The organism is Streptomyces sp. NPDC127108 (assembly GCF_042677545.1).
GTDB lineage: Bacteria > Actinomycetota > Actinomycetes > Streptomycetales > Streptomycetaceae > Streptomyces.
In genome coordinates this window covers 34764-58863 of the sequence record NZ_JBHXTE010000058.1, presented here as the reverse complement: position 1 = coordinate 58863, position 24100 = coordinate 34764, and the positions used below count along the sequence as shown (strand labels likewise).

The following is a 24100-nucleotide window of genomic DNA, read 5'->3' as shown; positions in this document are numbered from 1 at the left end:
ATGATGTCCAGTAGACGGGGTATCAACATATCTGGCGTTGACTTTTGGCACGCTGTTGAGTTCTCAAGGAACGGACGCTTCCTTTGTACTCACCCGCAGAACATTCTCTGGGGCTTTCCTCCGGGCGCTTCCCTTCGGTGTTTCCAAACTCTATCAGGTCGTTTTCGGCTCTCTGACCACGATGCTCTGTGGGCATGCAGAACCAAACCCCAAGATAGGATCCGACTCGATAGTTACTGCCTGGCCTCGACGCTGAGTGCGTCGTTCGGCGCTGGGCAGGAGTCCGACTCTACAACGGCGTTCGGGTCGGCGCAAATCGTTTGTGCAGTGCTTGTACGCCTGCCAACCGGGACCTCTCATGCGGAACCGGGACTTCCTATGACTTACCCTTCGAACAGTGCGTCGTCCAGGACAGGTAGTGACGGCGGTAACGATTCTCCACCCCCTGGGAGGCCTGCCATGACCAGCGTTTCGTCCCCTCTTGCTGGACGCGCCATCGGACTCGCCGCGGTCCCCGACCCCGTCTTCTCAGGCGCGATGGTCGGCCCCGGCACTGCGATCGACCCGGTTCGCGAGCCCTCCGAGGCCGTCGCGCCCGTTGACGGCATCGTCGTATCTCTTCACCCGCACGCCTTCGTCGTCGTGGACGACCAGGGCCATGGTGTTCTGACACACCTGGGCATCGACACCGTTCAGCTCAACGGCGAGGGCTTCGAGCTCCTCGTCAACAAGGGGGACACGGTGCAGCGCGGTCAGACCGTGGTGCGCTGGGACCCGGCCGCCGTCGAGGCCGCCGGCAAGTCCCCCATCTGCCCCATCGTGGCGCTCGAGGCGACGAGTGAGTCTCTGGGCGACCTCGTCGAGGCCGGCGACGTGAAGGCCGGCGACGCTCTCTTCAGCTGGAAGTGACGTCGGCGCCGTCGGTGACCGACGGCAGGTAGGACAACCACCGCGGCGGCTGGGCCCGTCGCACTAGCGGAGACGGGTGAAATGGAGACAACGCTGCGAGGCGTCGGCGTGAGCCACGGGGTGGCGATCGGCGAGGTTCGGCACATGGGCACGGCGGTTCTCGAGCCGCCGGCCAAGCAGATCCCGGCGGAGGACGCGGAGCGCGAACAGGGGCGCGCCCGCAAGGCCGTCGAGGCTGTGGCCGCCGACCTGATGGCGCGCGGCAACCTGGCAGGCGGTGAGGCCCAGGCGGTCCTCGAAGCCCAGGCGATGATCGCTCAGGACCCGGAGCTCATGGCCGACGTGGACCGACGCGTCGCCGTCGGCAGCACGGCCGAGCGCGGCATCTACGACGCGTTCTCCCACTACCGCGAGCTCCTCGCGGGCGCGGGCGAGTACATGGCCGGTCGTGTCGCGGACCTCGACGACGTGCGGAACCGCATCGTCGCGCGGCTGCTCGGCGTCCCCATGCCGGGCGTGCCGGACAGCGACGAGCCGTACGTGCTCATCGCCCGTGACCTCGCGCCCGCGGACACCGCGCTGCTCGACCCGGCGCTCGTGCTCGGCTTCGTCACCGAAGAGGGCGGGCCGACCAGCCACAGCGCGATCCTGGCGCGGGCGCTCGGAGTGCCCGCCGTCGTCGCGCTGCCCGGTGCCGGTGAGCTCGCCGAGGGCACGGTCGTGGCCGTGGACGGCAGCACCGGTGAGATCTTCGTCGACCCCAGCGCGGAGAAGCATGCCGAGCTGGAGGCCGCCGCTGCCGCGCGCAAGGCCGCACTCTCCGCGTCGACCGGCCCCGGCGCCACGTCGGACGGACACAAGGTGCCGCTCCTCGCGAACGTCGGCGGTCCCGCCGACGTGCCCGCGGCGGTCGAGGCAGGCGCCGAGGGCGTCGGTCTGTTCCGTACGGAGTTCCTCTTCCTCGACGACAGCACCAAGGCGCCGACCGAGGAGAAGCAGGTCGAGGCCTACCGCCAGGTCCTCGAGGCCTTCCCCGAGGGCCGTGTCGTCGTGCGGGTGCTCGACGCCGGTGCGGACAAGCCGCTCGACTTCCTGACGCCGGCCGACGAGCCGAACCCCGCGCTCGGTGTGCGCGGACTGCGTTCGCTCCTCGACCACCCCGAGGTGCTGCGGACTCAGCTCACCGCGCTGGCCAAGGCCGCGGAGGGGCTCCCCGTCTACCTCGAGGTCATGGCTCCGATGGTCGCGGACCGCGCTGACGCCAAGGCGTTCGCCGACGCGTGCCGTGAGGCGGGACTGCGGGCCAAGTTCGGCGCCATGGTGGAGATTCCGTCGGCCGCGCTGCGGGCCCGCTCGATCCTGCAGGAGGTCGAGTTCCTCTCGCTCGGCACCAACGACCTCGCGCAGTACACGTTCGCCGCCGACCGTCAGGTCGGTGCGGTGTCGCGGCTCCAGGACCCGTGGCAGCCCGCGCTGCTCGACCTGGTCGCCCTGTCCGCCGAGTCGGCGAAGGCCGAGGGCAAGAGCTGCGGCGTGTGTGGCGAGGCCGCGTCCGACCCGCTGCTTGCCTGTGTGCTGACCGGTCTGGGTGTCACCTCCTTGTCGATGGGTGCGGCGTCGATTCCCTACGTCCGGGCGACGCTGGCCAAGTACACGCTGGCGCAGTGCGAGCGCGCCGCGGCGGCGGCCCGTGCCGCGGACAGCGCCGAAGAGGCTCGCAAGGCGGCGCAGGCGGTGCTGTCCGGCGAGTAGTCGGCACGGCCCTCATGGGATCGCCGTTCGGCGGCTGTCCCATGTAGGTCCGGTTCTGCGGAAGGGGCGCTCCACCCATGTTGGGTGGGGCGCCCCTTCCGTGTTCAGTGGTGGTGTCCCCCGTCCTGCGGCTCGTCGTGGCCCAGGTCGGGTGCGGCGCAGTAGTCGACGCCGGACTCGGGGGCGATGAGGTCGCCGGAGAGCGCGTCCGTGCAGTAGGCGTCGAAGACTTCCGCGGCCGTGAGCGCGTGCAGCCGCTCGCCCTCCAGGCGCCAGCCCTGGACTCGGTCACGGGTGCCGTCGTTGGTGCGCATCACCAGGCCGCCCGCGCTGACAGTGGCGATACCCACCGCCAGGACCGTGGTGAACTCCAGGGCTTCTGTTTCGTCCAGTTGGGGATTGCCGTCGCCGTCGCATTCGACGTGCAGGGCGGCGAGGAGGGTCTGGCCTTCGGACGGGACGCTGCACACGAGGTGGCGGGCGACCGGGCCGCCGCCGCTGCTGATGGCGCGCATGAGCAGGTCGGAGGCCCTGGCGAAGGCGGCGCGTCCGATGTCGACACCGCAGTCCGCGCACGCGCCGATGCGGGCCAGGAGCATGGTCCCGTACTCCCAAGTGCTCTGTCGGACGGTCTCGTCGACGAGGTCGGGGACGATGTCGGCCAGGGCCTGGCCCTCGTACGGCATCGTCGGGCCCATGGTCGCCAGCTCCGCGGTGAAGCGGGTGCGGCTCGCGGAGGTGTCCGGGTCGAGGCCCGTCTCCGCGCAGAACTCGTCGTACGCCTCCGGGTCGAAGAGGGCGACGCTGGTCAGCCTGCCCTGGGCGGACAGGGTCTTGAGCAGTGCCTCCACCTGCTGCAGATATGTCACGTGGTCGTCGAAGGTGAAGCTGCGATAGCGGCGCATCGCCGCGAAGTCCTCGGCGTCGGCAAGCAGGCCGATGGTGCCGGCGACTTCGCGGCGCAGGACGCGGCGCATCGTGTCGTGCTGGGTGTGCCCCATGATTCCCCCTGCGGTCAGTCGATCAATGCTCACTCACCGTAACGGGAGGCACTGACAGTGACCGCTGGGCGTGAGGGGCTCAGCCTCGTTCGCGGGCCAGCTGCTCGTAGAAGTGCAGGAGTTCGATGTTGTCGACGGAGCCCGCGTTGACGGCCTTGTCGAGCGGGGTGCCCTGGAGGAGGCGCTTGACCGGGACTTCGATGCGCTTGCCCGTGAGGGTGTGCGGGATGCCGGGGACTTCGACGATCTCGTCCGGGACGTGGCGGGGCGAGAGTTGCGAGCGAATGGTCCGCTTGATGCGAGTGCGCAGGTCGTCGTCGAGTGTGGCGCCAGGGGCGAGGTGGATGAACAGGGGCATCCAGTAGCCGCCGTCGGGCTGTTCGACACCGATGACGAGGGATTCGCGGATCTCCGGGAGGCGTTCGACGGCTTCGTAGATGTCGGCCGATCCCATGCGTACGCCCTGACGGTTCAGCGTCGAGTCGGAGCGGCCGTGGATGACGACGGAGCCGCGTGACGTGAGGGTGATCCAGTCTCCGTGGCGCCACACGCCGGGGTAGGTGTCGAAGTAGCTGTCGTGGTAGCGGCTGCCGTCGGGGTCGTTCCAGAAGTGGATCGGCATGGACGGCATGGGGTTGGTGACGACGAGCTCGCCGACCTCGCCGACGAGTGGCTTGCCCTGGGGGTCCCAGGCCTGCAGGTCGGTGCCCAGGCAAGGAGCCTGGAGTTCGCCGATGTGGACGGACAGCGTGGGCACGGCACCGGCGAAGCAGGAGCAGACGTCGGTGCCCCCGCTGACGGAGGCGATCCACACCTCTCCGGAGGCGTCGGCGAACTCGTCGTGCAGCCAGCGGAATCCGTCGGGCGGCAGTGGTGAGCCGGTGGTGGCGACGCACTGCACGCGCGAGAGGTCGAAGTCACGCGCGGGGTGCACGTCGGCCTTGCGGCAGGCCATGACGTACGCGGCCGACGTCCCGAAGAGCGTCGCTCCGGTGCGCTCCGCCACCCGCCACTGGGCGGCCGTGTCGGGATAGCCCGGGCTGCCGTCGTACAGGACGATCGTGGTGCCCGTCAGCAGGCCGGAGACGAGGAAGTTCCACATCATCCAGCCGGTGGACGTGTACCAGAAGAACCGGTCGTCGGGGCCGAGGTCGCAGTGCAGGCCGATCTGCTTGAGGTGCTCGACGAGGATGCCGCCCTGGGACTGGACGATCGCCTTGGGCAGGCCGGTCGTGCCGGAGGAGTAGAGCACCCACAGGGGGTGGTCGAACGGCACGGCTTCGAAGACGGGGGCCGTGTCGGCCGAGGTGAGCGCCGACCATTCCAGGGCGCCCTCGGGGGCCGCGGTGCCGAGCTGGGGGATGTGGACGACCGCACGCACGGTGGGCAGTTCGCGGCGCAGTTCGGCGACGGTGTCGCGGCGGTCGTGCTCCTTGCCGCCGTAGCGGTAGCCGTCGACGGTGAAGAGCACGACCGGTTCCACCTGCTGGAAGCGGTCGAGGACGCTGCGGGCGCCGAAGTCGGGCGCGCAGGAGGTCCAGACGGCGCCGACGGCGGCGGTGGCGAGGAGGGCGACGACGGCCTCGGGGATGTTCGGCAGGTAGCCGCTGACGCGGTCTCCGGGGCGCACCCCGAGGGCACGCAGCTCCGCGGCCAGGGAGCCCACTTGGCCGCGCAGTTCGGACCAGGTGAGCGGCGTCGGGCCGTGCGACTCGTCGACGTGCAGGATGGCCGGGGTGTCGGCGCGCGCGGGATCCTCACCGGCGCGCAGGGCGTGCTCGGCGTAGTTGAGGGTGGCGCCCGGGAACCACTCGGCGCCCGGCATGGAGCGGTCGCCGAGTACGCGCGTGTAGGGCGTGGTGAAGCGCACGTCGAACCATTCGGTGACGGCTTTCCAGAAGGTGTCGAGCTCGTCGACGGACCAGCGGTGCAGGGCCTCGTATCCCCCTGCGGCGGGCGCTCCGTGGTGCTCGGCCGCCCATGCCTGGAAGCGCGTGACCTGTGCGTCGGCGATCCGCTGCTTGTCCGGCTGCCAGAGCGGCGAGGGGTTCGCTGAGGACATGGGGCTGCTCCTGGGCTGTGCGCGTCGTGGGCGGCTGTCGTGCGCACGTGCTGGGTGTGCGCGTGACACGGCTGACACGGACGATGCCACGTGATCGACTTCCGCACCAGGGTGTCCAGGCACAGAGGGGTCGGTGTCCGTGTGGGGCGGCGTACCACGACGTCTCCGGAGAGGCGTGGTGTGCGCCTCTCCGGAGAGACGTGATGGTGGGTCCCGGGGGACGCTTCGTCGCCTGTTGTCGATGGGTCTCACTGTGCGTCTACGGAGAGGGTTGGTAACGCTAGTCGGCGCTCGGGATGAACGGCAGTTGAACGCGGTACTCCCGCCGCGCCTTCGATGGCAGGGTGAGCAGCATGAACGGTCGTGACCTGGTGCGTTCGGTGAAGGCGGTCGGCCTGTCCGACACGGCCCAGAGGTTGCGCATGGTGCGCTCGGCGTGGCGGCGGCTCCGGACCGACGCGACGGGCCTGCCGCCCCGGGGTGCCGAGCGGGCCCGGACGCCCGGTCCCGTGACCCTCGTGGAGCCCGGTCCCGGCGGTGGCGTGGTGCGGTTCGCGCGCTCCGAGCTGCGCGTGCGGGTCACGTTGGGCGGGGCCGTGTTCTGGGGCTGGGACGGGGCCGAGCCCGACCCGTCCTACGCCTTGGCGGGCGGCAGCCCCGAGGCGGATCCGCGGGCGGTGCTCGAGCCCGACAAGGCGGGTGGCTGGCGGGTGGTCTCGGAGCGGGCGACGGTGGTCGTCTCGCGGCACGGCGCGGTGGAGCTGCACACTCCGGGCGGGGTGATGCTGCGGCGCGATCTGCCGCCGCGCTGGTGGGAGCCGGTGGGCGGTGGTGCGGCTCGCTGGGTGCAGCGGTCGGAGGTGGCCCCGGACGCGCGGTTCTTCGGTCTCGGCGGCAGGGCGGCCGGGCCACGGCTCCGGAACGGGACGTACCGGTTGTGGAACACCGATCCCGGGGGTTCCTTCGAGCCCGGGGACGATCCGCTGTACATCACGATGCCTGTGCAGTGGGTGGTCGCCGACGTGGGAACCCATCTGGTCTTCCACGACAACACCTGGGACGGCTCGGTGACCGTGCACGAGGGCGAGGAGGGGGCGGGTTCCGGGCACGACAGGGCGGGGACGTGCGAGGTCCGCATGGACGGCGGGCCGCTGCGCTGCTGGGTCATGGTGGGCACCCCCGCGCGCGTGCTGCACTCCTGGGCGGCGCTCACCGGTGCGCCCGCGGTGCCGCCGGCGTGGGCGCTCGGTCACCATCACGCGCGGTGGGGCTTCGGCAGCGAGCAGGAGGTGCGGCGGATCGTCACGGGCTACCAGGAGCGCGGACTGCCTCTGGACGCCGTGCACTTGGACATCGACCACTTCGACGCGCATCAGGTGTTCACGGTCGACGAGGAGCGTTTCCCGTCCCTGCCGAAGCTGGCCGGTGAGCTGCGCGGCGCCGGGATCCGGCTGGTGTCGATCGTGGATCCCGCGGTGAAGGCGGGGCCGGGCAACGCGGTGTACGACGGCGGGGCGGCCTCGGACGCGTTCGTGCGGGACGCGGCGGGGCGTGCCGTTCGGGGCTTGGTGTGGCCCGGTGAGGCGGTGTTCCCGGACTTCACGGCCGCGCGGGTGCGCAAGTGGTGGGGCGGTCTCTACGACGAGCGTCTCGATCAGGGCTTCTCGGGGTTCTGGCACGACATGAACGAGCCGGTGTCGTTCGCGGCCTTCGGGGAGACCACCCTTCCCCGCTCGGCCCGGCACTCCCTGGAGGGCCGCGGTGGCGATCACCAGGAGGCGCACAACGTGTACGCCCTGGGCATGGCTCGCGCGGGCTACGAGGGCATGCGCGAACTGCGGCCCGGTGAGCGGCCGTTCCTGTTCTCCCGTTCGGGGTGGGCGGGAATGCAGCGCTACGGAGGGACGTGGTCGGGCGATGTGGCCAGCACCTGGCCGGGGTTGCGGGCCTCGCTCGCGCTGGTGCTGGGGCTCGGTCTGTGCGGAGTGCCGTACTCGGGTCCCGATGTCGGCGGTTTCGACGGCAGTCCGTCACCGGAGCTGTATCTGCGCTGGTTCCAACTCGGGGCGTATCTGCCGCTGTTCCGTACGCATGCGGCGCTGCACGCCGGCCGCAGGGAGCCATGGGAGTTCGGCCCCGAGGTGCTGGAGCACGCGCGCGTGGCTCTCGTCGAGCGAGAACGGCTGCTGCCGTACTTCGTGACGCTCGCGCACTTGGCGCGGCTCACCGGTGCGCCGTACGCGCGTCCCCTGTGGTGGGGGTCCCCGGAGGACAGGGCACTGCGGGACTGCGAGGACGCGTTCCTGCTCGGGGACTGCCTGCTGGTCGCGCCGGTGCTGCAGGAAGGGGCCACTCAGCGGGCCGTGCGGCTCCCGCCGGGCCGGTGGTACGACACGGTCACCGAGAAGTCGTACCAGGGCCCGGGGCGGGCCTTGCTCGATGCTCCGCTGTCCCGCATACCGGTCCTCGCGCGCGCGGGCGCCGTGCTGCCCGTCCGCGGGGAGGACGGGCAGCTCGCGCTGGAGGTGTGGGCGCCCGCGAAAGGGCGTTCCGGCAGCGGCCTGGTGATCGCGGACGCCGGTGACGGGTGGGAGGAGCCGGAGCTCCAGCGCTTCGGTGTGCGCTGGAGCGGTGAGCGGCTTGTGGTCGAGAAGGAGGGCGACGAGCCTGGGGCCACCGTGGAGTACGCGGTGCGGGTGCGGGGCGCCTGAGGCGAGGCCTCGTGTCGCGCCCTCTGTGGTCGTGATGGAGCACCCTTCAGCTGCGGCCGGGCGGCTGCCCGCGGTCTCAGATGTAGCGCCCTTCGAACCATGCCCGCACCACCGACGTGTGCAGGGGGAAGGCGAGTTCGGCGGGCCGGTGCAGCAGTTCCCAGCCCTCGGTCTCGTCCGTCGGCGACGACTGCGGCAGGTCGGCCGCGGGGCGTTCCGGCAGCAGCCCGAAGAGGAGCACGTGTCCGTCGGGTGAGCTGAGCACCTCGACGATGCGCACGTCGTGGCTCGCCGCGCTGATGCCGGTCTCTTCCTTGAGCTCCCGGACGACGGCGTGCCGCCAGTCCTCCCGGTGGTCCACATAGCCGCCGGGCAGGGCGGTGCCCCCGCGCGCGGGGGCGATGGACCGGGTCACGACGACGAGGCCGGTGCCCTTCGTGTCGTACACCGGCTGGAGGGCGATCGCGACGGGCAGCGGATTCCGGTAGGCCACTGTCTCGCAGTCCGGGCAGGTGCGGGGCCAGCCCGTGACGTGGTCTCCGTAGAGCGCGCCACAGCTCGAGCAGTGGGAGTCCGGGGCGGGGTCGGTGGGGTGCGGGGATGGGGACACGCGGCGGACTGTATCCGATCTCGACGCGGCGGTCTTCCGTGGAGTGCCAACCTCCTGATAGATGCGGGTACATGACAGCATTCGCCCCAGCACTGCGGAAACTCGCCGTTGCCGCCGCCGCTCTGCTCGCCGCGGCCACAGTGCCCTCCCCCGCCCAGGCGGCCACCGAACCGCAGGCCCCGAAGGGCTTCGTCGCGCTGAGCGACGTGGACCCGACGATCATCCAGGAGATCCGGTACACCACCCCGCACAACTTCGTGGGCGACCGCATCGACGGCTACCGCAAGCCGATGTGCATCCTCACCGAACCCGCGGCGAAGGCCCTGCGCAAGGCTCAGCGCGGCCTGCTGCGCGCGGGCTACTCCCTGAAGGTGTACGACTGCTACCGGCCGCAGCGGGCGGTCGACCAGTTCGTGCGCTGGGGCGAGGATCTACTGGACGAGCGCATGAAGGCCGAGTTCTACCCCCGGGTCGCCAAGTCGCGCCTCTTCGAAGACGGCTACATCGCCAAGAAGTCCGGGCACAGCAGGGGTTCGACGGTCGACCTCACGATCGTGCGGCTGCCGGCCAAGCCGACGCGACCGTACGTCCCCGGAGAGCCGCTCAAGCCCTGCTACGCACCCCGTAGTGAGCGATTCCCCGACAACTCCGTGGACATGGGCACCGGGTACGACTGCATGGACACGCTGTCGCACACCGACGACCCTCGCGTGACCGCCAAGCAGCGCGCGAACCGCGATCGGCTGCGCGGCGCCCTGGCGAAGACGGGCTTCGTCAACCTCCCCGAAGAGTGGTGGCACTTCACGTACAAGCCCGAGCCGTTCCCCGACACCTACTTCGACTTCCCGGTGTCGCGCAGGGCGCTGCCCATGTCACACTTCTGACGTTCCGTCAGATCCTGGGTGCGGGAGGGGCCATGTCGCGAGTGCGTACGCCCGTGGTGGCGCGGTGGTTCGACGGGGAGGGGGAGGACTTCCGGCTGCTCGGCACGCGGTGCGCGGGGTGCGCGGCCGTCTTCTTCCCGCGCGAGGACGGCTTCTGTCGCAATCCGGGCTGCGCCGGGGGCGAGCTGGCCGAGGTGGCGCTGTCGCGGCGCGGGCGGGTGTGGTCGTACACCGACGGGCGCTACCGCCCGCCGTCGCCGTACCTCTCGGACCCGGAACTTCCCTGGGAGCCCTACACGTTGATCGCTGTGGAGCTCGCCGCGGAGCGCATGGTGGTGCTCGGGCAGGCGACTCCCGGAGTGACCGTCGCCGACCTGGAGGTCGGCATGGAGGTGGAGGTCGTCCCCGGCGTGCTCGGCACGGACCCCGAGCATCCGTCGACGACGTGGACGACGTGGAACTGGCGACCGGTGGGGGTGACGGCATGACCGGGGACGTGGCGGTGCTCGGCGTGGGCATGCACCCCTGGGGCAAATGGGGACGCGGTTTCGTCGAGTACGGGACGGTGGCGGCGCGGGCGGCGCTCGCCGACGCCGGAGTCGACTGGCGGGACATCACGTCCGTCGTCGGCGCGGACACCGTGCGGGGCGGCTATCCCGGGTACGTGGCGGGGGCGACCTTCGCGAAGGCCCTCGGCTGGCAGGGCGCACGCGTGGCGAGCGTGTACGCGGCGTGTGCCTCCGGGGCCCAGGCCATCGGCACGGCGTGTGCCCAACTGCTCGCGGGCCTAGCCGACGTGGTTCTCGTGGTCGGCGCCGACGCCGCCCCGAAGGGGTTCTTCCGGCCCGCCGGGGGCGATCGGCCCGACGACCCCGACTGGCTGCGCTTCCGCGTCCTCGGCGCCACGAACCCTGCGTACTTCGGGATGTACGCACGCCGCCGCATGGCCGTGCACGGCGACACCCTGGAGGACTTCGCCCACGTCAAAGTGAAGAACGCAGCCCTGGGGGCACTCAACCCCCACGCGCGCTACCGCAAGACCGTCACCCCGGAGGAGGTCGCCGGGTCCGCCGTCGTCGCCGATCCGCTGCGGCTGCTGGACATCTGCGCGACCTCGGACGGCGCGGCGGCGCTCGTGCTGTCCACCCTGGAGTTCGCCCGGCGGCACGGCACGGCCGCGCCGGTACGCATCCGGGCGGTGTCCACCGTCACGCCCACGTACCCGAACACCGTCCTGGATCTGCCGGACATCGCCACGGACTCCGCGGCCGCCGTGCGCCCCGCCGAGCGCGCGTTCCGCGCGTCCGTCGCGCACGCCGCGTACGAGGAAGCGGGGATCGGCCCGGAGGACCTCTCCCTGGCGGAGGTGTACGACCTGTCGACGGCCCTGGAGCTCCAGTGGTACGAGGACTTGGGGCTGTGCGGCGAGGGCGAGGGGGCCAAGCTCCTGCGGGACGGCGCGACCACGCTCGGCGGGCGCATACCCGTGAACACCAGCGGCGGACTCGCCTCCTTCGGAGAGGCCGTCCCGGCCCAGGCCATCGCTCAGGTCTGCGAGCTTGCCTGGCAGTTGCGGGGGTTGGCGGGCGCGCGGCAGGTCGAGGGTGCGCGGGTGGGAATCACCGCGAACCAGGGCCTGTTCGGGCACGGCTCGTCGGTGGTGGCGGTGCGCTGACGCCCGCGCGGGCACCTGTACGGGCATCGCGCGGGGCCCCTGGAGAGGCCGTACGGCGGCTTCCGGGGCCTCCCGCTCGGAAGGCGTCGCGCCGGTTAACCCGTGTCGTCCGCGACCTTGACGCTCCATCACCACCGGTGAACACTTCCCGGTGTCAGTCGGCATCGCCGCTCTTCGGCACTCCGCCGCTCAGGGCCCGCGCGCTCCATGGCTCCGCGCAACGAGCCAGTTCAACGGGCATCCCCCATGGGCGATTCGACTGTGACGGCACGCTCGTCACCGAAGCCGGGCGGGGCGCGGGACTCCCCTGCCTTCGGCTGACGCGGCTGGGCGGTGGCCGGGCAGTAGTCGTGGGAAACGAACCCTGCACGGAGTACCGGGGCCCACCACCCCGGGCGAAGGCCTAGGAGCCGCCATGTACTCGAATGGGGACATCTTCGTCGGTGAGATCATCGGCACCGCGATCCTGATTCTCTTCGGCGCCGGCGTGTGCGCCGCCGTCACCCTCAACCACTCGAAGGCCAAGGCCTCCGGGTGGATCGTCATCGCGTTCGGCTGGGGCTTCGGCGTGATGGCGGGCGCGTACACCGCCGCGCCGCTGTCCGGCGGTCACCTCAACCCTGCCGTCACCCTCGGCATCGCCGTCGACACCGACAAGTGGGACAAGGTCTGGATCTACCTGGCCGGGCAGATGATCGGCGCCATGCTCGGCGCCGTCCTCGCGTACCTGGTGTATCTCGCGCAGTTCAACGCCAACGTGCCCCGCGGGACGAAGGACTCGCCGGGCACGGACAGCCCCACGCCGACCCTCGGCATCTTCTCCACCATCCCGGAGATCAGGAACCCGGTGGCGAACCTCCTGACCGAGATCATCGGGACCGTCGGCCTGGTTCTGCCCATCCTCGCCTTCGGGCTCACCAAGGGCCTCGGCACCTCCGGCACCCAGATCCTGATCGTCGCGTTCCTCGTCGTCGGCATCGGCCTCTCGCTCGGCGGGCCCACCGGCTACGCCATCAACCCCGCGCGTGACCTCGGCCCGCGCGTCGTGCACCACTTCCTGCCGATCCCCAACAAGGGCACGTCCGACTGGAGTTACGCCTGGATTCCGGTCGCCGGGCCGCTGATCGGCGGGCTCCTCGCCGGACTCATCTACAACGCAGCCTTCTGAGCAGCCTTCCTCCAAGGGGTAGCCATGACGGACAGCTCCGAGAAATTCGTCGCCGCAATCGACCAGGGCACCACCTCGAGCCGCTGCATCATCTTCAACCAGGACGGCGCGATCGTCGCCGTGGACCAGCGTGAGCACCGGCAGATCTTTCCCAAACCCGGCTGGGTCGAGCACGACGCCACCGAGATCTGGTCCAAGGTGCAGGCGGTGGTCGCGGGCGCCCTCGCCAAGGCCGGGCTGCGCGCGGACCAGCTGAGCGCGCTCGGCATCACCAACCAGCGCGAGACGACGGTCCTGTGGGACCGCTCCACGGGCAAGCCGGTGCACAACGCGATCGTCTGGCAGGACACCCGGACGTCGGCGCTCTGCAACGACCTAGGTGGCGCGGACGGCCAGGACCGCTTCCGCGAGCGGACGGGTCTGCCGCTGGCGAGCTACTTCTCCGGGCCGAAGGCGGCCTGGCTGCTCGACAACGTCCCCGGGCTGCGGGCGCGCGCCGAGCGCGGCGACATCGCCTTCGGCACCATCGACTCCTGGCTCATCTGGAACCTCACCGGCGGCACCGATGGCGGCGTGCACGTCACCGACGTCACCAACGCCGGCCGCACGATGCTGATGAACCTGCAGACCCTGCAGTGGGACTCCTCGATCCTGTCGGCGATGAACGTCCCCGAGAGCGTCCTGCCGGAGATCAGGTCGTCGGCCGAGTGCTACGGGACGGCCGTCGGGCAGCTCGCGGGCGTGCCCGTCGCCTCCGCGCTCGGCGACCAGCAGGCAGCGGTCTTCGGGCAGGCCTGCTACGACACCGGGACGGCCAAGAACACTTACGGGACGGGCAGCTTCCTGCTGCTCAACACGGGCAACCGGCCCGTGCCGTCCAAGAGCGGCCTGCTCACGACCATGGGGTACAAGATCGGCTCCGAGGCTCCGGTGTACTGCCTGGAGGGCTCCATCGCGATCACCGGGGCGCTGGTGCAGTGGTTCCGCGACCAGCTCGGCATCATCCGCAGCGCCGACGAGATCGAGACCCTGGCCGCGAGTGTGGACGACAACGGCGGCGCGTACATCGTGCCCGCGTTCTCCGGCCTCTTCGCGCCGTACTGGCGCTCGGACGCGCGCGGTGTCGTCACCGGTCTCACGCGCTACGTCACCAAGGCCCATCTGGCGCGTGCGGTCCTGGAGGCGACGAGCTGGCAGACCCGCGAGGTCGTCGACGCGATGTACCAGGACTCCGGGGTGCGCATCACCACCCTGAAGGTGGACGGCGGCATGACCAAGAACAATCTGCTGATGCAGCACCAGGCCGATGTGCTCGGTGTGCCCGTGATCCGGCCGCGGGTGTCCGAGACGACGTGTCTGGGCGCCGCGTACGCCGCAGGGCTCGCGACGGGCGTGTGGAACGACCTGGACGAGCTGAAGGCCCACTGGCAGCGCGACGTCGAGTGGACGCCGCAGATGGCGGACACGGAGCGCGAGCGCGAGTACCGCAACTGGCGCAAGGCGGTCGAGCGCAGCTTCGGGTGGCACGACGACGGCGAAGGCTGAGGCGCTTGCCGCGCGGCCGATGCCCTCGCCCCGGCCCTGGCACGCGCGGCAGGCACGCGCGCGTGGATCGCCCCCCGGCCTTCCACGCGCGCGGTCTTCGCGTCAGGTGGCGACCGGCTGCCTCGCCGCGGCCCCGACCGCCATCGCGTGCTCGACCACGTCGATCAGGACCTCCTTGACGGACTCCTTCTCGCGCGCGTCGCACAGCACCACGGGAGTGCTCTCGTCGAGGTCCAGGGCGTGGCGTACCGCGTCGGACGGGTAACGCGTCGCGCCCTCGAAGCAGTTGACGCCGACGACGAAGGGTATGGAGCGGCGCTCGAAGTAGTCGACGGCGGCGAAGCAGTCCTCCAGGCGGCGGGTGTCGGCGAGCACGACGGCCCCGAGCGCGCCGGTCGCCAGCTCGTCCCACAGGAACCAGAAGCGGTCCTGGCCCGGGGTGCCGAAGAGGTACAGGACCAGGTCCTCGCGGAGGGTGATCCGGCCGAAGTCCATGGCGACGGTGGTGGTGTGCTTGCCCGGGACGCCGTTGGTGTCGTCGACGGGCCGTCCCGCCTCGCTGAGGGCTTCCTCCGTGCGCAGCGGCTTGATCTCGCTGACCGCGCCGACGAGGGTCGTCTTGCCGACGCCGAAACCGCCCGCGACCAGGATCTTCAGCGTAACCGGCTCGACGGGGGCCGTACCGCGCTCAGAACGCTTGAAGATCATTGCTCTCTTCTCCTGCATCAGTCATCAGTGGTGTCGCGTGCGTCAGTTGGGGTGAGGTGCTTCAGGGGCGGCCGGTGCGCCGGGCGGTCGGTGGGACGGCGGTCCGTACCCGCCGCCCCCGGGAGTTTCGATCACGAGTACGTCGCCGGGGCCCGCGTCGGCGGAGTCGCTGCCGTCGAGCCGTACGACGCTGCCGTCGGCGCGCTCTACACGGCCCGAGCCGAGCGCGCCGGGCTCGCCGCCCGCCATTCCGTAGGGCGGCACCACGCGGTGCTGGGACAGCGTGGAGACGGTCATGGGCTCGCGGAAGCGGATGCGGCGCACGGCGCCGTTCCCGCCCCGCCAGCGGCCGTCGCCGCCGCTGCCCGCGCGCACCGCGAACTCCTCCAGGACGACGGGCAGCCGCCATTCGAGGACTTCGGGGTCGGTGAGCCGGGAGTTGGTCATGTGGGTCTGCACGACGGACGCGCCGTGGAAGCCGTCGCCCGCGCCGGAGCCGGAGGCCACGGTCTCGTAGTACTGGTGGCGGTCGTTGCCGAAGGTGACGTTGTTCATGGTGCCGGAGCCCTCGGCCTGGACGCGCAGCGCTCCGTAGAGGGCGCCGGTGATCGCCTGTGAGGTCTCCACGTTGCCCGCGACGACGGCCGCGGGTGGTTCCGGCGACAGGAACGTCCCCGTCGGCACGATGATGCGCAGCGGCCGCAGACAGCCGTCGTTGAGGGGGATGTCGTCGGCGACCAGGGTGCGGAAGACGTACAGGACGGCGGCGTTGACCACGGCGAAGGGGGCGTTGAAGTTGGTGGTCAGCTGGGGTGACGTACCGGTGAAGTCGACGGTCGCCGTTCGTTGTTCGCGGTCTACGGAGACGCGCACCCGGATCACGGCGCCGGAGTCGGTCTCGTAGGAGAACTCGCCCTCCTCCAGGGTGTCGATGACGCGGCGTACGGAGTCCTCGGCGTTGTCCTGGACGTGTCGCATGTAGGCCTGGACGACGTCGAGCCCGAAGTCGTCGATCATCCGGCCCACTTCGTCGACGCCCTTCTGGTTGGCGGCGATCTGGGCCCGCAGGTCGGCGAGGTTCGTGGCGGGGTTGCGGGAGGGGTGGCGGGTCTCCGTCAGCAGGCTCAGGGTCTCGGTCTCGCGGAAGCGCCCGGCCTCCACGAGCAGCCAGTTGTCGAAGAGGATGCCCTCTTCGTCGATGGTGCGGCTGTGCGCGGGCATGGAGCCGGGCGCGATGCCGCCGATCTCCGCGTGGTGGCCGCGCGAGGCCACGTAGAAGAGGATCCGCTCTCCGGGGGTGTCGAAGACGGGGGTGATGACGGTGACGTCCGGGAGGTGTGTGCCTCCGTGGTACGGGTCGTTGACCGCGTAGGCGTCGCCCGGCCGCATGGCGGTGCCCCGGCGGCGGATGACCTCCTTGACGCTGGTGCCCATGGAGCCGAGGTGGACGGGGATGTGCGGCGCGTTGGCGACGAGGTTTCCGTCCGGGTCGAACAGGGCGCAGGAGAAGTCGAGCCGCTCCTTGATGTTGACCGACTGGGCGGTGGACTCCAGGCGGGCGCCCATCTGCTCGGCGATGGACATGAAGAGGTTGTTGAAGACTTCGAGGAGGACCGGGTCGGCCTCCGTTCCGGCGTCGGAACTCGCGGGCGCCGCCACCCGTTCCATGACCAGGTGCCCGTCGTCGGTCATGGCCGCGCCCCAGCCCTCGTCGACGACCGTGGTGGCGCTGGCCTCCGTGATGATCGCGGGTCCGGTGACCCGCTCGCCGGCCGGGAGTTCCTCGCGCCGGTGCAGGGGCACTTCGCGCCAGGAGCCGCCCGTGTGCAGGCGCACGGTGCGCGTGGTGCCGCGCGCGGTGCTGGTGCCGAGCACCGACAGGGCCGGGGGCTCGGTGCGGCCGGTGGCCTCCACGGAGAGGGCTTCGACGACGACAGGGCGGTCCAGGGTGAAGGAGTAGGTGGCGCGGTGCTGTTCTTCGAAGGCGCGGGTCATGGCGGCGGGGTCGGTCAGCTCGACGGTGAGGGTGGTGTCGGTGCCGTCGTAGCGCAGGTGGGCCCGGCGTGTGATGTGCACGCGGTCGGCCGGCACGTCCTCGGCGGCGAGCTGCGCGCGGGCGGCGGTCTCCAGGTCGTCGGCCGTCTTGTGGACCTGGGGCATCGCGGAGGCTTCCAGGGGCGCTTCCACGGACTGTTCGCGCATGGCCGTGGTGTCGGCGAGGCCGATGCCGAGCGCGGACAGGACGCCCGCCATGGGTGGTACGAGGACGGTGCGGATACCGAGCGAGTCGGCCACCATGCACGCGTGCTGGCCGCCCGCGCCGCCGAACGTCGTCAGGGCGTAGCGCGTGACGTCGTGGCCCTTCTGGACCGAGATGCGCTTGACGGCGGCGGCGATGTTGGCGACGGCGATCTGGAGATAGCCCTCGGCGACCTGCTCCGGGGTGCGGTCGTCCCCGGTGCGCTCGGTGATCTCCCGCGCGAGTTCGGCGAACCTGCGGCGGACGAGCGCGTCGTCGAGCGGCTGGTCGCCGTCGGGGCCGAACACCCGCGGGAAGTGAGCCGCCTGGACGCGGCCGAGGGCGACGTTGGCGTCGGTGACCGTCAGGGGGCCGCCGCCGCGGTAGCTCGCGGGACCTGGGTCCGCGCCCGCCGAGTCGGGGCCCACGCGGTAGCGGCTGCCGTCGAAGTGCAGCACCGAGCCGCCGCCTGCGGCGACGGTGTGGATGTCGAGCATCGGGGCCCGCAGGCGTACGCCCGCGATCTGTGTCGTGAAGACCCGCTCGTACTCCCCGGCGTAGTGCGACACGTCCGTCGACGTGCCGCCCATGTCGAAACCGATGACCCGGTCGAACCCGGCGAGCCGCGACATCCGGGCCATCCCCACGATGCCGCCGGCGGGCCCGGAGAGGACGGCGTCCTTGCCGCGGAACTGTCCGGCGTCCGCGAGTCCGCCGTTGGACTGCATGAACATCAGCCGCACGCCCTGGAGTTCGGCGGCGACGTGCTGGACGTAGCGCCGCAGGACGGGCGACAGATAGGCGTCGACGACCGCCGTGTCACCGCGCGGGACGAGCTTCATCAGCGGGCTGACCTCGCTGGAGAGCGAGACCTGCGGGAATCCGGTGCGGCGCGCGACGTCACCGGCCGCCTGCTCGTGGGCGGGGTACAGATGGCTGTGCACGCACACGACGGCGACGGCGCGGATGCCGTCGTCGTAGGCCTGCCGCAGGGCTTCGGCGAGGCCGTCGAGGTCGGGGGCGCGCAGGACCTCGCCGTCGGCGCCGACCCGTTCGTCGTACTCGATGACGCGGTCGTAGAGCTCTTCGGGGAGAACGATGTCACGGGCGAAGATCCGAGGGCGGTTCTGGAAGGCGATGCGCAGCGCGTCGCGGAAGCCCCGGGTGATGACGAGGGCGGTGGGCTCGCCCTTGCGCTCCAGGAGGGCGTTGGTGGCGACCGTGGTGCCCATGCGGACGGCGTCGATGCGTACATCGCCGACTCCGCGCGCGGTGTCGGTGCCCGGCTCGCCCGCCTCGACGAGGAGCTCCCGGATGCCCGCGACGGCGGCGTCGGCATAGCGCGCGGGGTTGTCCGACAGAAGCTTGTGGGTGAGCAGTCCGCCGTCCGGGCGGCGCGCGACGACGTCCGTGAACGTACCGCCCCTGTCGACCCAGAACTGCCAGCCTGTCACGTCTCAATCCCCGCTTTCGCGCTGTTCAGAGCGCCCGGAGGCCGTTGATCACGTCGCGCAGAATACTCTCGTCCGGCAGCTCGGCGGGGGGTACGGGGCGGGTCACGTGCACCAGTTGGTCGTCCACCAGATCACCGATGAGGACGCGGATCACGCCGATCGGAAGGTCCAGTTCCGCCGCGAGTTCCGCGACGGACTGCGGGGTGTCGCGGCAGAGGCCGACGATGTCCACGTGCTCCGGGGACAGCGTCTGGTCGGCCTCCGTCTCCTCGGCGCGCGACTCCGCGATCACGACCGCGATCAGGTCGAGGCGGTGCTGGGCGGGGCTGGTGGTGCGGCCCCGTGTCATGGCATACGGGCGCACCACCGGGCCGGCGTCGTCGTCGAACCAGTGAGGCATAGCGGCCTGACCGTCGTCGTCGCTCATGCCCTCCCACTACCCTCCCGCGGGCAGGTCCGTGCGCGGCGCCGAACCCAAGTGCACACCCACCCTCTTGACCAGCAGCGTCATCTCGTACGCCACCAGGCCGACGTCGGAGTCGGCGTCCGCGAGGACGGCGAGACAGCTGCCGTCACCCGCTGCCGTGACGAAGAGGAAGGCGTCGTCCAGCTCGACCACCGTCTGGCGGACCTTGCCCGCGTCGAAGTGGCGCCCCACGCCCTTGGCCAGGCTGTGGAATCCGGACGCGACGGCGGCAAGGTGCTCGCTGTCCTCGCGCGTCAGGTTCTTCGACACGCCCGTGGGCAGGCCGTCCCCGGAGAGCACGAGTGCTTTGCGGATGCTGCCGACGCGCTCCACCAAGTCGTCGAGGAGCCAGTTCAGCTCTCCCGATCCCCCGGTCGCGGTGGTGCGTGTGTCGGCCTTCGGTGCGGTCATCGACCGTCCCCCTCAGATGTCGTTCCTGGTGCTTCGCCGTCCGGGACTTCATCGCCCACGGCGTTCTCTTCACGGCCGCGCTGCCAGCCGCGCTGGAGCGAAGCCATCCGGCTGCGTACCTCGTCGGCGTCGCGCTCCTCCGCTCCGGCCGTCGCCGGTGTCGAGTCCAGTTCTGTGCGGTGGTCCGGGCTGTCCTTCAGCTGGGGGGCGAGATTCGCCTGCCGGACCCTGCGGGGCAGCCCGCCGGGCGCGGGCGCGGCCTGATCGTTGCCCGCCGTCCGGGGCGGCGTGTCCGTGCTGCCTGCGGCCCGGTCCATGGGTCCTCTGTCCGTCCTTGCCGCCCGGTCCGCACCGGGCGCTGTCTCGGTGCGGGTGGTGGCGCGCGGCGCGTCCGTGATCGGGCGGCGCCGGGGCAGGAGCGGCTGCGGGTCGGCCGGGGTGTCCGGGCCCAGGGGGCGCGGCGGAGTGAGGTCGGGCCAGCCCGCGTCCGGCCTGGGGCGGCGCGGCAGGTCGACGCCCGCGCCGCCGGAGGAGTCCGAGCGGTCCCGGGGGGCGTGCGGCGGGGTGCCGAGCCCGTCCCGTACGCGCTTGTCGAGAGCCCCGCGCGCGGGGCCGGCGTCGGAGCGGGTGTCGGTGGGCGCCTGACCCAGGGGCCGGGATTCCCGGGCGGGGCCGCGGCCGGGCCACCCGGTGCCGGGGTCGCGGCGGGCGCGGTCGTTGTCGCTGTCCGGGTCCGCGGTGTCGGTGTCACGGGTGAGGGCGGGACCGACGTCCGTGTCACGGGTGCGGGCCGGGCCCACGCGGCGGCCGTGCGAGGAGACCAGCTTCGGTGTGCGGCGGCGCGCCAGGGGCACGGTGCCGCCCGGGGCGGGCTCGTCGTCCAGGGGGTCGTCGGTGTACAGGGCGTCGTGGCCGGTGGAGTCGGCGGCGCGGACGGGTTCCCCGAGGTCGGGCTCGCGGGCCTGCTGGTGCTGTTCCCCGGCGGTCTCGCCGACGCGGCGGCGCGGGCGGAACAGGCCGCCGCGCTCGCTGTCCTCGTCCTCCAGGGCGCCCGGGAAGCCGTCGAGGCCGGCCATGCCGACGGGCGCCTCCAGCTCGACCGGTCCGTCCAGGAGGGACGCGGGCAGGCCGGGCAGTTCGACGGGCGTCTGGGCGAGGGCGGCGTCGCGGTCGTCCGTGGTGCCGCCCACGGCCTTCTGCGGCTGCGGCCGGTCCAGGCGGAAGCCGACGCCTCCGGTGTCGGGCACGTCGTCGGTGAGCAGCGACTCCGGTATGAACACGACGGCGGTGGTGCCGCCGTACGGGGAGGGCTGCAGCGAGACGCGGACGCGCTGGCGCTGGGCCAGGCGGCTGACCACGAAGAGGCCGAGGCGGTCGGTGTCGGACAGCTCGAACTCGGGGGTCTCGGCGAGGCGGAGGTTGGCGTCCAGGAGGGCTTCGGACGCCATGCCGAGGCCGCGGTCGTGGATCTCCAGGGTGAAGCCGTTGGCGACGTGCTCCCCGAGGACCTGCACCGCAGTGTGCGGGGGTGAGAACACCGTGGCGTTCTCCAGGAGTTCGGCCAGCAGGTGCGTGACGTCGGCGACCGCGGGGCCGGTGACGGCGATGCGCGGCAGGCGGCGCACCTCGATGCGTTCGTAGTCCTCGACCTCGGCGACCGCGGCGCGGACGACGTCCATGAGCTGGACGGGCTTGCGCCACTGCCGCGACGGGGCGGCGCCGGAGAGGATCACAAGGCCTTCGGCGTGCCGCCGCATGCGCGTGGTGAGGTGGTCGAGGCGGAAGAGGTCGGCCAGCTCGTCCGTGTCCTCCGTGCGGCGCTCCATGGTGTCGAGGAGCGTGAGCTGCTTGTGCAGCAGGACCTGGCTGCGGCGCGCGAGGTTGACGAACACCTCGGAGACGCCGCGACGCAGGTCGGCCTGCTTGACGGTGGCCTCGACCGCGGCGCGCTGCAGGGTGTTGAGGGCCTGGCCGACCTGCCCGATCTCGTCCTTGTCGTAGGTCAGGCGCGGCGCTTCGGTCTCCACGTCGACCTGCTCGCCCGCCGCGAGACGGCGCAGCAGGCCGGGCAGGCGCACACCGGACGCCTCGTGGGCCTCCAGGCGCAGGCGGCGCAGGTCGCGGATGAGGCTGCGGCCGATGCGTACGGAAAGGAAGATGGACAGGAGCACGGCGAGCAGGCCGAGCACACCGGCGACGGCCAGTTGCACGATGACACTGATGGCCTGGGGGCGGGCGCGGTCGCGCAGCCGGTCGACGGCGTCCTCGGTCCGGTCGGCGAGGCTCGTGAGGACCTTGTCCGACTCGCGGTCCCAGTCGCTGGACGTGACCGCGCGGGGGGTGCCGCCGCCGGATTCCATCAGGGACTGCTCGGCGTCGCGCAGTCGGCTCGTCTCGGCGCCGTTCCAGTAGCGCTCGAAGCGGGCCCGCTCGTCGTCGGGGAGCTGGGTGAGGCTGTTGTCGAGGAGCACACCGCGCTGCGCCACGAGGTCGGAGACCTGGCGGACCTCGCCCTTGGTGACGGTGCCCGCGACCAGGGCGGAGCCGATCAACGCGTCCTCGCGGGACAGCAGTTCACGGGCCTGGCCGACACCGACGAGCGCGCGGCCCTCCGCGGTGACGCCCACGTCGTCGAGGGCGTTGAGCGTCATCAGGAAGCCGAAGCAGGGGTCGGTCAGGCGCGTGTACATCTTCAACGCCTTGTCCCGGCTGATCGTGCCTTCCTCGACCGTGCGGCGCAGCGAGTCGAGTCCCTTGAAGCCGTCCAGGGCCACGCTCAGGCGCTCCTCCGACCGGCCGTCGAGGACCTCGCGGGCGTCGGATTTCCGGGCCTTGGACTCGATCTTGGCGACGAGCCTGTCGGTGGCCACTCGGCTGCGGCGCAGCGCGGCGAGCGCGTCCGACGCACGGGGGTCGGCCAGGTAGACGAGGGTCTGGCGCCGCTCCTCCTGCACCACTTCGGCGGTGTCCTGGAGCGGTCTTGCCAGGTCGTCGAGGATGTACGCCGTGTCGATGAGCTTGTTCGCCTCGCGCCCCGTAAGGAAGGTGGCAAAGCCCCAGATCGCCGTGAGGGACACGAGCGGCACGAGCAGCAATGCCACGATCTTCCGGCGGATTGACTTCCCGCGAAAGCGCATGGCCTCCCCCAGATCGGGCCCCTCACAGCCGCGCGTTCGGCCTGGGGCACGCATGTGCGTCAACAAACGGCGCGAGCCTACTACTGAGACACGTGCAACTCGAAGGCACGTCCGGACGCTTTTCAGCCGTGACGCGAAAGGTGCATCCATAGTTGTCCGCCCATTGCGGGAGATTGTCTCCCGCCTGCGGCGCATGCCACACGACCTCATCGCCCTTACCAGCAGGCCCAGTTGGCCTGAACTGTTCGGAACGTGGAACCGATCGCACCGGATGGGGATCTCTCATCCGGGGGGATCTGCCGCCGGAGGCGGGAATCTTCCGCGGCGTCCGTTCGTCGATCAGTACGAGAGCGGGTGCGCACGGGGGCCGGGTGGCGCGGGCGCCGGAAGGTGCGGGGGCACGAGGGACGGACGAGGGTGGCGACGGCGGACGGCTGCACGACCGAGCCCTAGCGGCACGGCGTAAAGCAGCGTAAAACGGGCAGCAAGGCGGAGAGTCGGACATGAGAGCTCTCGATCGGCCGGCCGCGAGGCACAGGCAGAACAGCGGCTGGGGCAGGACAGCGGGGGGAGTGACGAGTTGATGGGTACGACAGAACGCCGGCGGACGTCGGCGAACGGGACGTCCGAGAAGTCCACGAACGCCGAAGCGGCGAGCGTGGACGCGGACAAGGAGTCGGCGGGACGGCGGGCATCCGGGACGGCCTCCGCCACTCGGCTCGCGGAGAGAACGATTCGCGGCTCTCGGGACAGCAAGGCCAGAGCGACCAAGGGACGCGGGGAATCGCGGGCCTCGGGTCGACGCACCGACGCCAAGGCTTTGGGCCGACCCGCGGAGCCGGGGGCCTCGGATCGGCCTGCGGGGGCCGGGAGTTCGGACGGCCGTGAGCACGCGGACGGCGGTGAGCAGGTGGAGGCGTCGGAGCAGCAGGGTCGATTCGAGGCGCTGGACGAGAGCGAGTACGAGGAGCGGCGGCCCCTGTGGGTCGACGAGCCCGCGCGTCGGCCTCGGCTGCCCGACCCCGTGCGCAAGGCGGCCGTGCGGGCCGTGCTCATCGTGTCCTTGACGCTCATCCAGGCGATGACGGCGTTCTTCTGCACGATGGCGGAGTCCTGGCTGGCCTTCCCCATGGTGTTGAGCAGCGTGGCCAGCACAGTCGTGGCGACGTGGGGCGTGTGCGACGTCTGGGTGACCCGCCAGGTGTGGAACCAGCGCAACGGCGTGGTCTCGATGCCCAGCAGCACGGCACGCAGGCTGCGGCGCGAGCGGCGACGCGCCCGCCGCCAGGCGCGCGTGGCCGCCCGCGCCAAGGAGGGCATACGCAGCCCGGGCGGGCAGGGTCAGCTGTCGCACTCCTGAGCACGGCG

At 71.4% G+C, this 24100-nt stretch carries 17 protein-coding genes; 9 read left to right on the top strand and 8 right to left on the bottom strand.

What is annotated here, in order from left to right:
• Positions 1-459 precede the first annotated feature (459 nt).
• Complete coding sequence (locus ACFVHO_RS35655; RefSeq protein WP_385724140.1) at positions 460-909, top strand: PTS glucose transporter subunit IIA; 450 nt, start codon at positions 460-462, stop codon at positions 907-909.
• A gap of 81 nt (positions 910-990) precedes the next feature.
• A complete protein-coding gene (gene ptsP, locus ACFVHO_RS35650; protein ID WP_385724138.1) occupies positions 991-2661 on the top strand; it encodes a phosphoenolpyruvate--protein phosphotransferase in 1671 nt (556 codons plus the stop codon).
• A gap of 104 nt (positions 2662-2765) precedes the next feature.
• Here ptsP and ACFVHO_RS35645 read toward each other — a convergent pair whose 3' ends face one another.
• Positions 2766-3662 carry a hypothetical protein gene (locus ACFVHO_RS35645; RefSeq protein WP_385724135.1) on the bottom strand — a complete coding sequence of 299 codons (897 nt, stop codon included), beginning with the start codon at positions 3660-3662 and terminating at the stop codon, positions 2766-2768.
• Positions 3663-3741: 79 nt separating this feature from the next.
• Positions 3742-5724, bottom strand: coding sequence for an acetoacetate--CoA ligase (locus ACFVHO_RS35640; protein ID WP_385724133.1), 1983 nt, complete (start codon positions 5722-5724; stop codon positions 3742-3744).
• A gap of 353 nt (positions 5725-6077) precedes the next feature.
• Between ACFVHO_RS35640 and ACFVHO_RS35635 the strand changes: the two genes are divergently transcribed.
• Positions 6078-8435 (top strand): glycoside hydrolase family 31 protein, encoded by a 2358-nt coding sequence (locus ACFVHO_RS35635; RefSeq protein WP_385724130.1) that lies wholly within the window; start codon positions 6078-6080, stop codon positions 8433-8435.
• A 76-nt stretch (positions 8436-8511) separates the two neighbouring features.
• Here ACFVHO_RS35635 and ACFVHO_RS35630 read toward each other — a convergent pair whose 3' ends face one another.
• On the bottom strand, positions 8512-9045 hold the full coding sequence (locus ACFVHO_RS35630; RefSeq protein ID WP_385724127.1) for an NUDIX domain-containing protein: 534 nt from the start codon (positions 9043-9045) through the stop codon (positions 8512-8514).
• A gap of 71 nt (positions 9046-9116) precedes the next feature.
• Here ACFVHO_RS35630 and ACFVHO_RS35625 point away from each other — a divergent pair, with 71 nt between their 5' ends.
• From ACFVHO_RS35625 to glpK, 5 genes are all read left to right on the top strand, one after another.
• Complete coding sequence (locus ACFVHO_RS35625; RefSeq protein WP_385724125.1) at positions 9117-9929, top strand: M15 family metallopeptidase; 813 nt, start codon at positions 9117-9119, stop codon at positions 9927-9929.
• A gap of 53 nt (positions 9930-9982) precedes the next feature.
• Positions 9983-10417 carry a Zn-ribbon domain-containing OB-fold protein gene (locus ACFVHO_RS35620; protein WP_385724152.1) on the top strand — a complete coding sequence of 145 codons (435 nt, stop codon included), beginning with the start codon at positions 9983-9985 and terminating at the stop codon, positions 10415-10417.
• Positions 10414-11604, top strand: coding sequence for a lipid-transfer protein (locus ACFVHO_RS35615; RefSeq protein ID WP_385724122.1), 1191 nt, complete (start codon positions 10414-10416; stop codon positions 11602-11604). The genes ACFVHO_RS35620 and ACFVHO_RS35615 overlap by 4 nt, the downstream gene beginning before the upstream one ends.
• A gap of 415 nt (positions 11605-12019) precedes the next feature.
• Positions 12020-12772 carry an MIP/aquaporin family protein gene (locus ACFVHO_RS35610; protein ID WP_385724120.1) on the top strand — a complete coding sequence of 251 codons (753 nt, stop codon included), beginning with the start codon at positions 12020-12022 and terminating at the stop codon, positions 12770-12772.
• Positions 12773-12796: 24 nt separating this feature from the next.
• Complete coding sequence (glpK, locus tag ACFVHO_RS35605; RefSeq protein ID WP_385724117.1) at positions 12797-14317, top strand: glycerol kinase GlpK; 1521 nt, start codon at positions 12797-12799, stop codon at positions 14315-14317.
• A gap of 102 nt (positions 14318-14419) precedes the next feature.
• Here the strand turns inward: glpK and ACFVHO_RS35600 are convergent, their stop codons facing one another.
• The 5 genes from ACFVHO_RS35600 to ACFVHO_RS35580 are packed head-to-tail and all read right to left on the bottom strand — an operon-like array spanning position 14420 to position 22732.
• On the bottom strand, positions 14420-15025 hold the full coding sequence (locus tag ACFVHO_RS35600; RefSeq protein WP_385724115.1) for an ATP/GTP-binding protein: 606 nt from the start codon (positions 15023-15025) through the stop codon (positions 14420-14422).
• 42 nt (positions 15026-15067) lie between these two features.
• Positions 15068-18718, bottom strand: a complete 3651-nt coding sequence (locus ACFVHO_RS35595; RefSeq protein WP_385724112.1) for a hydantoinase B/oxoprolinase family protein — start codon at positions 18716-18718, stop codon at positions 15068-15070.
• Between the two features lie 25 nt (positions 18719-18743).
• Positions 18744-19145: a DUF742 domain-containing protein gene (locus ACFVHO_RS35590; RefSeq protein WP_385724109.1), complete on the bottom strand. Its 402-nt coding sequence runs from the start codon at positions 19143-19145 to the stop codon at positions 18744-18746.
• A 9-nt stretch (positions 19146-19154) separates the two neighbouring features.
• Positions 19155-19595 carry a roadblock/LC7 domain-containing protein gene (locus ACFVHO_RS35585; RefSeq protein ID WP_385724107.1) on the bottom strand — a complete coding sequence of 147 codons (441 nt, stop codon included), beginning with the start codon at positions 19593-19595 and terminating at the stop codon, positions 19155-19157.
• Positions 19592-22732, bottom strand: a complete 3141-nt coding sequence (locus tag ACFVHO_RS35580) for a nitrate- and nitrite sensing domain-containing protein (protein WP_385724105.1) — start codon at positions 22730-22732, stop codon at positions 19592-19594. Before ACFVHO_RS35580 ends, ACFVHO_RS35585 begins: the two co-directional genes overlap by 4 nt.
• A gap of 733 nt (positions 22733-23465) precedes the next feature.
• Between ACFVHO_RS35580 and ACFVHO_RS35575 the strand changes: the two genes are divergently transcribed.
• Positions 23466-24092 carry a hypothetical protein gene (locus tag ACFVHO_RS35575; protein ID WP_385724149.1) on the top strand — a complete coding sequence of 209 codons (627 nt, stop codon included), beginning with the start codon at positions 23466-23468 and terminating at the stop codon, positions 24090-24092.
• Positions 24093-24100 lie beyond the last annotated feature (8 nt).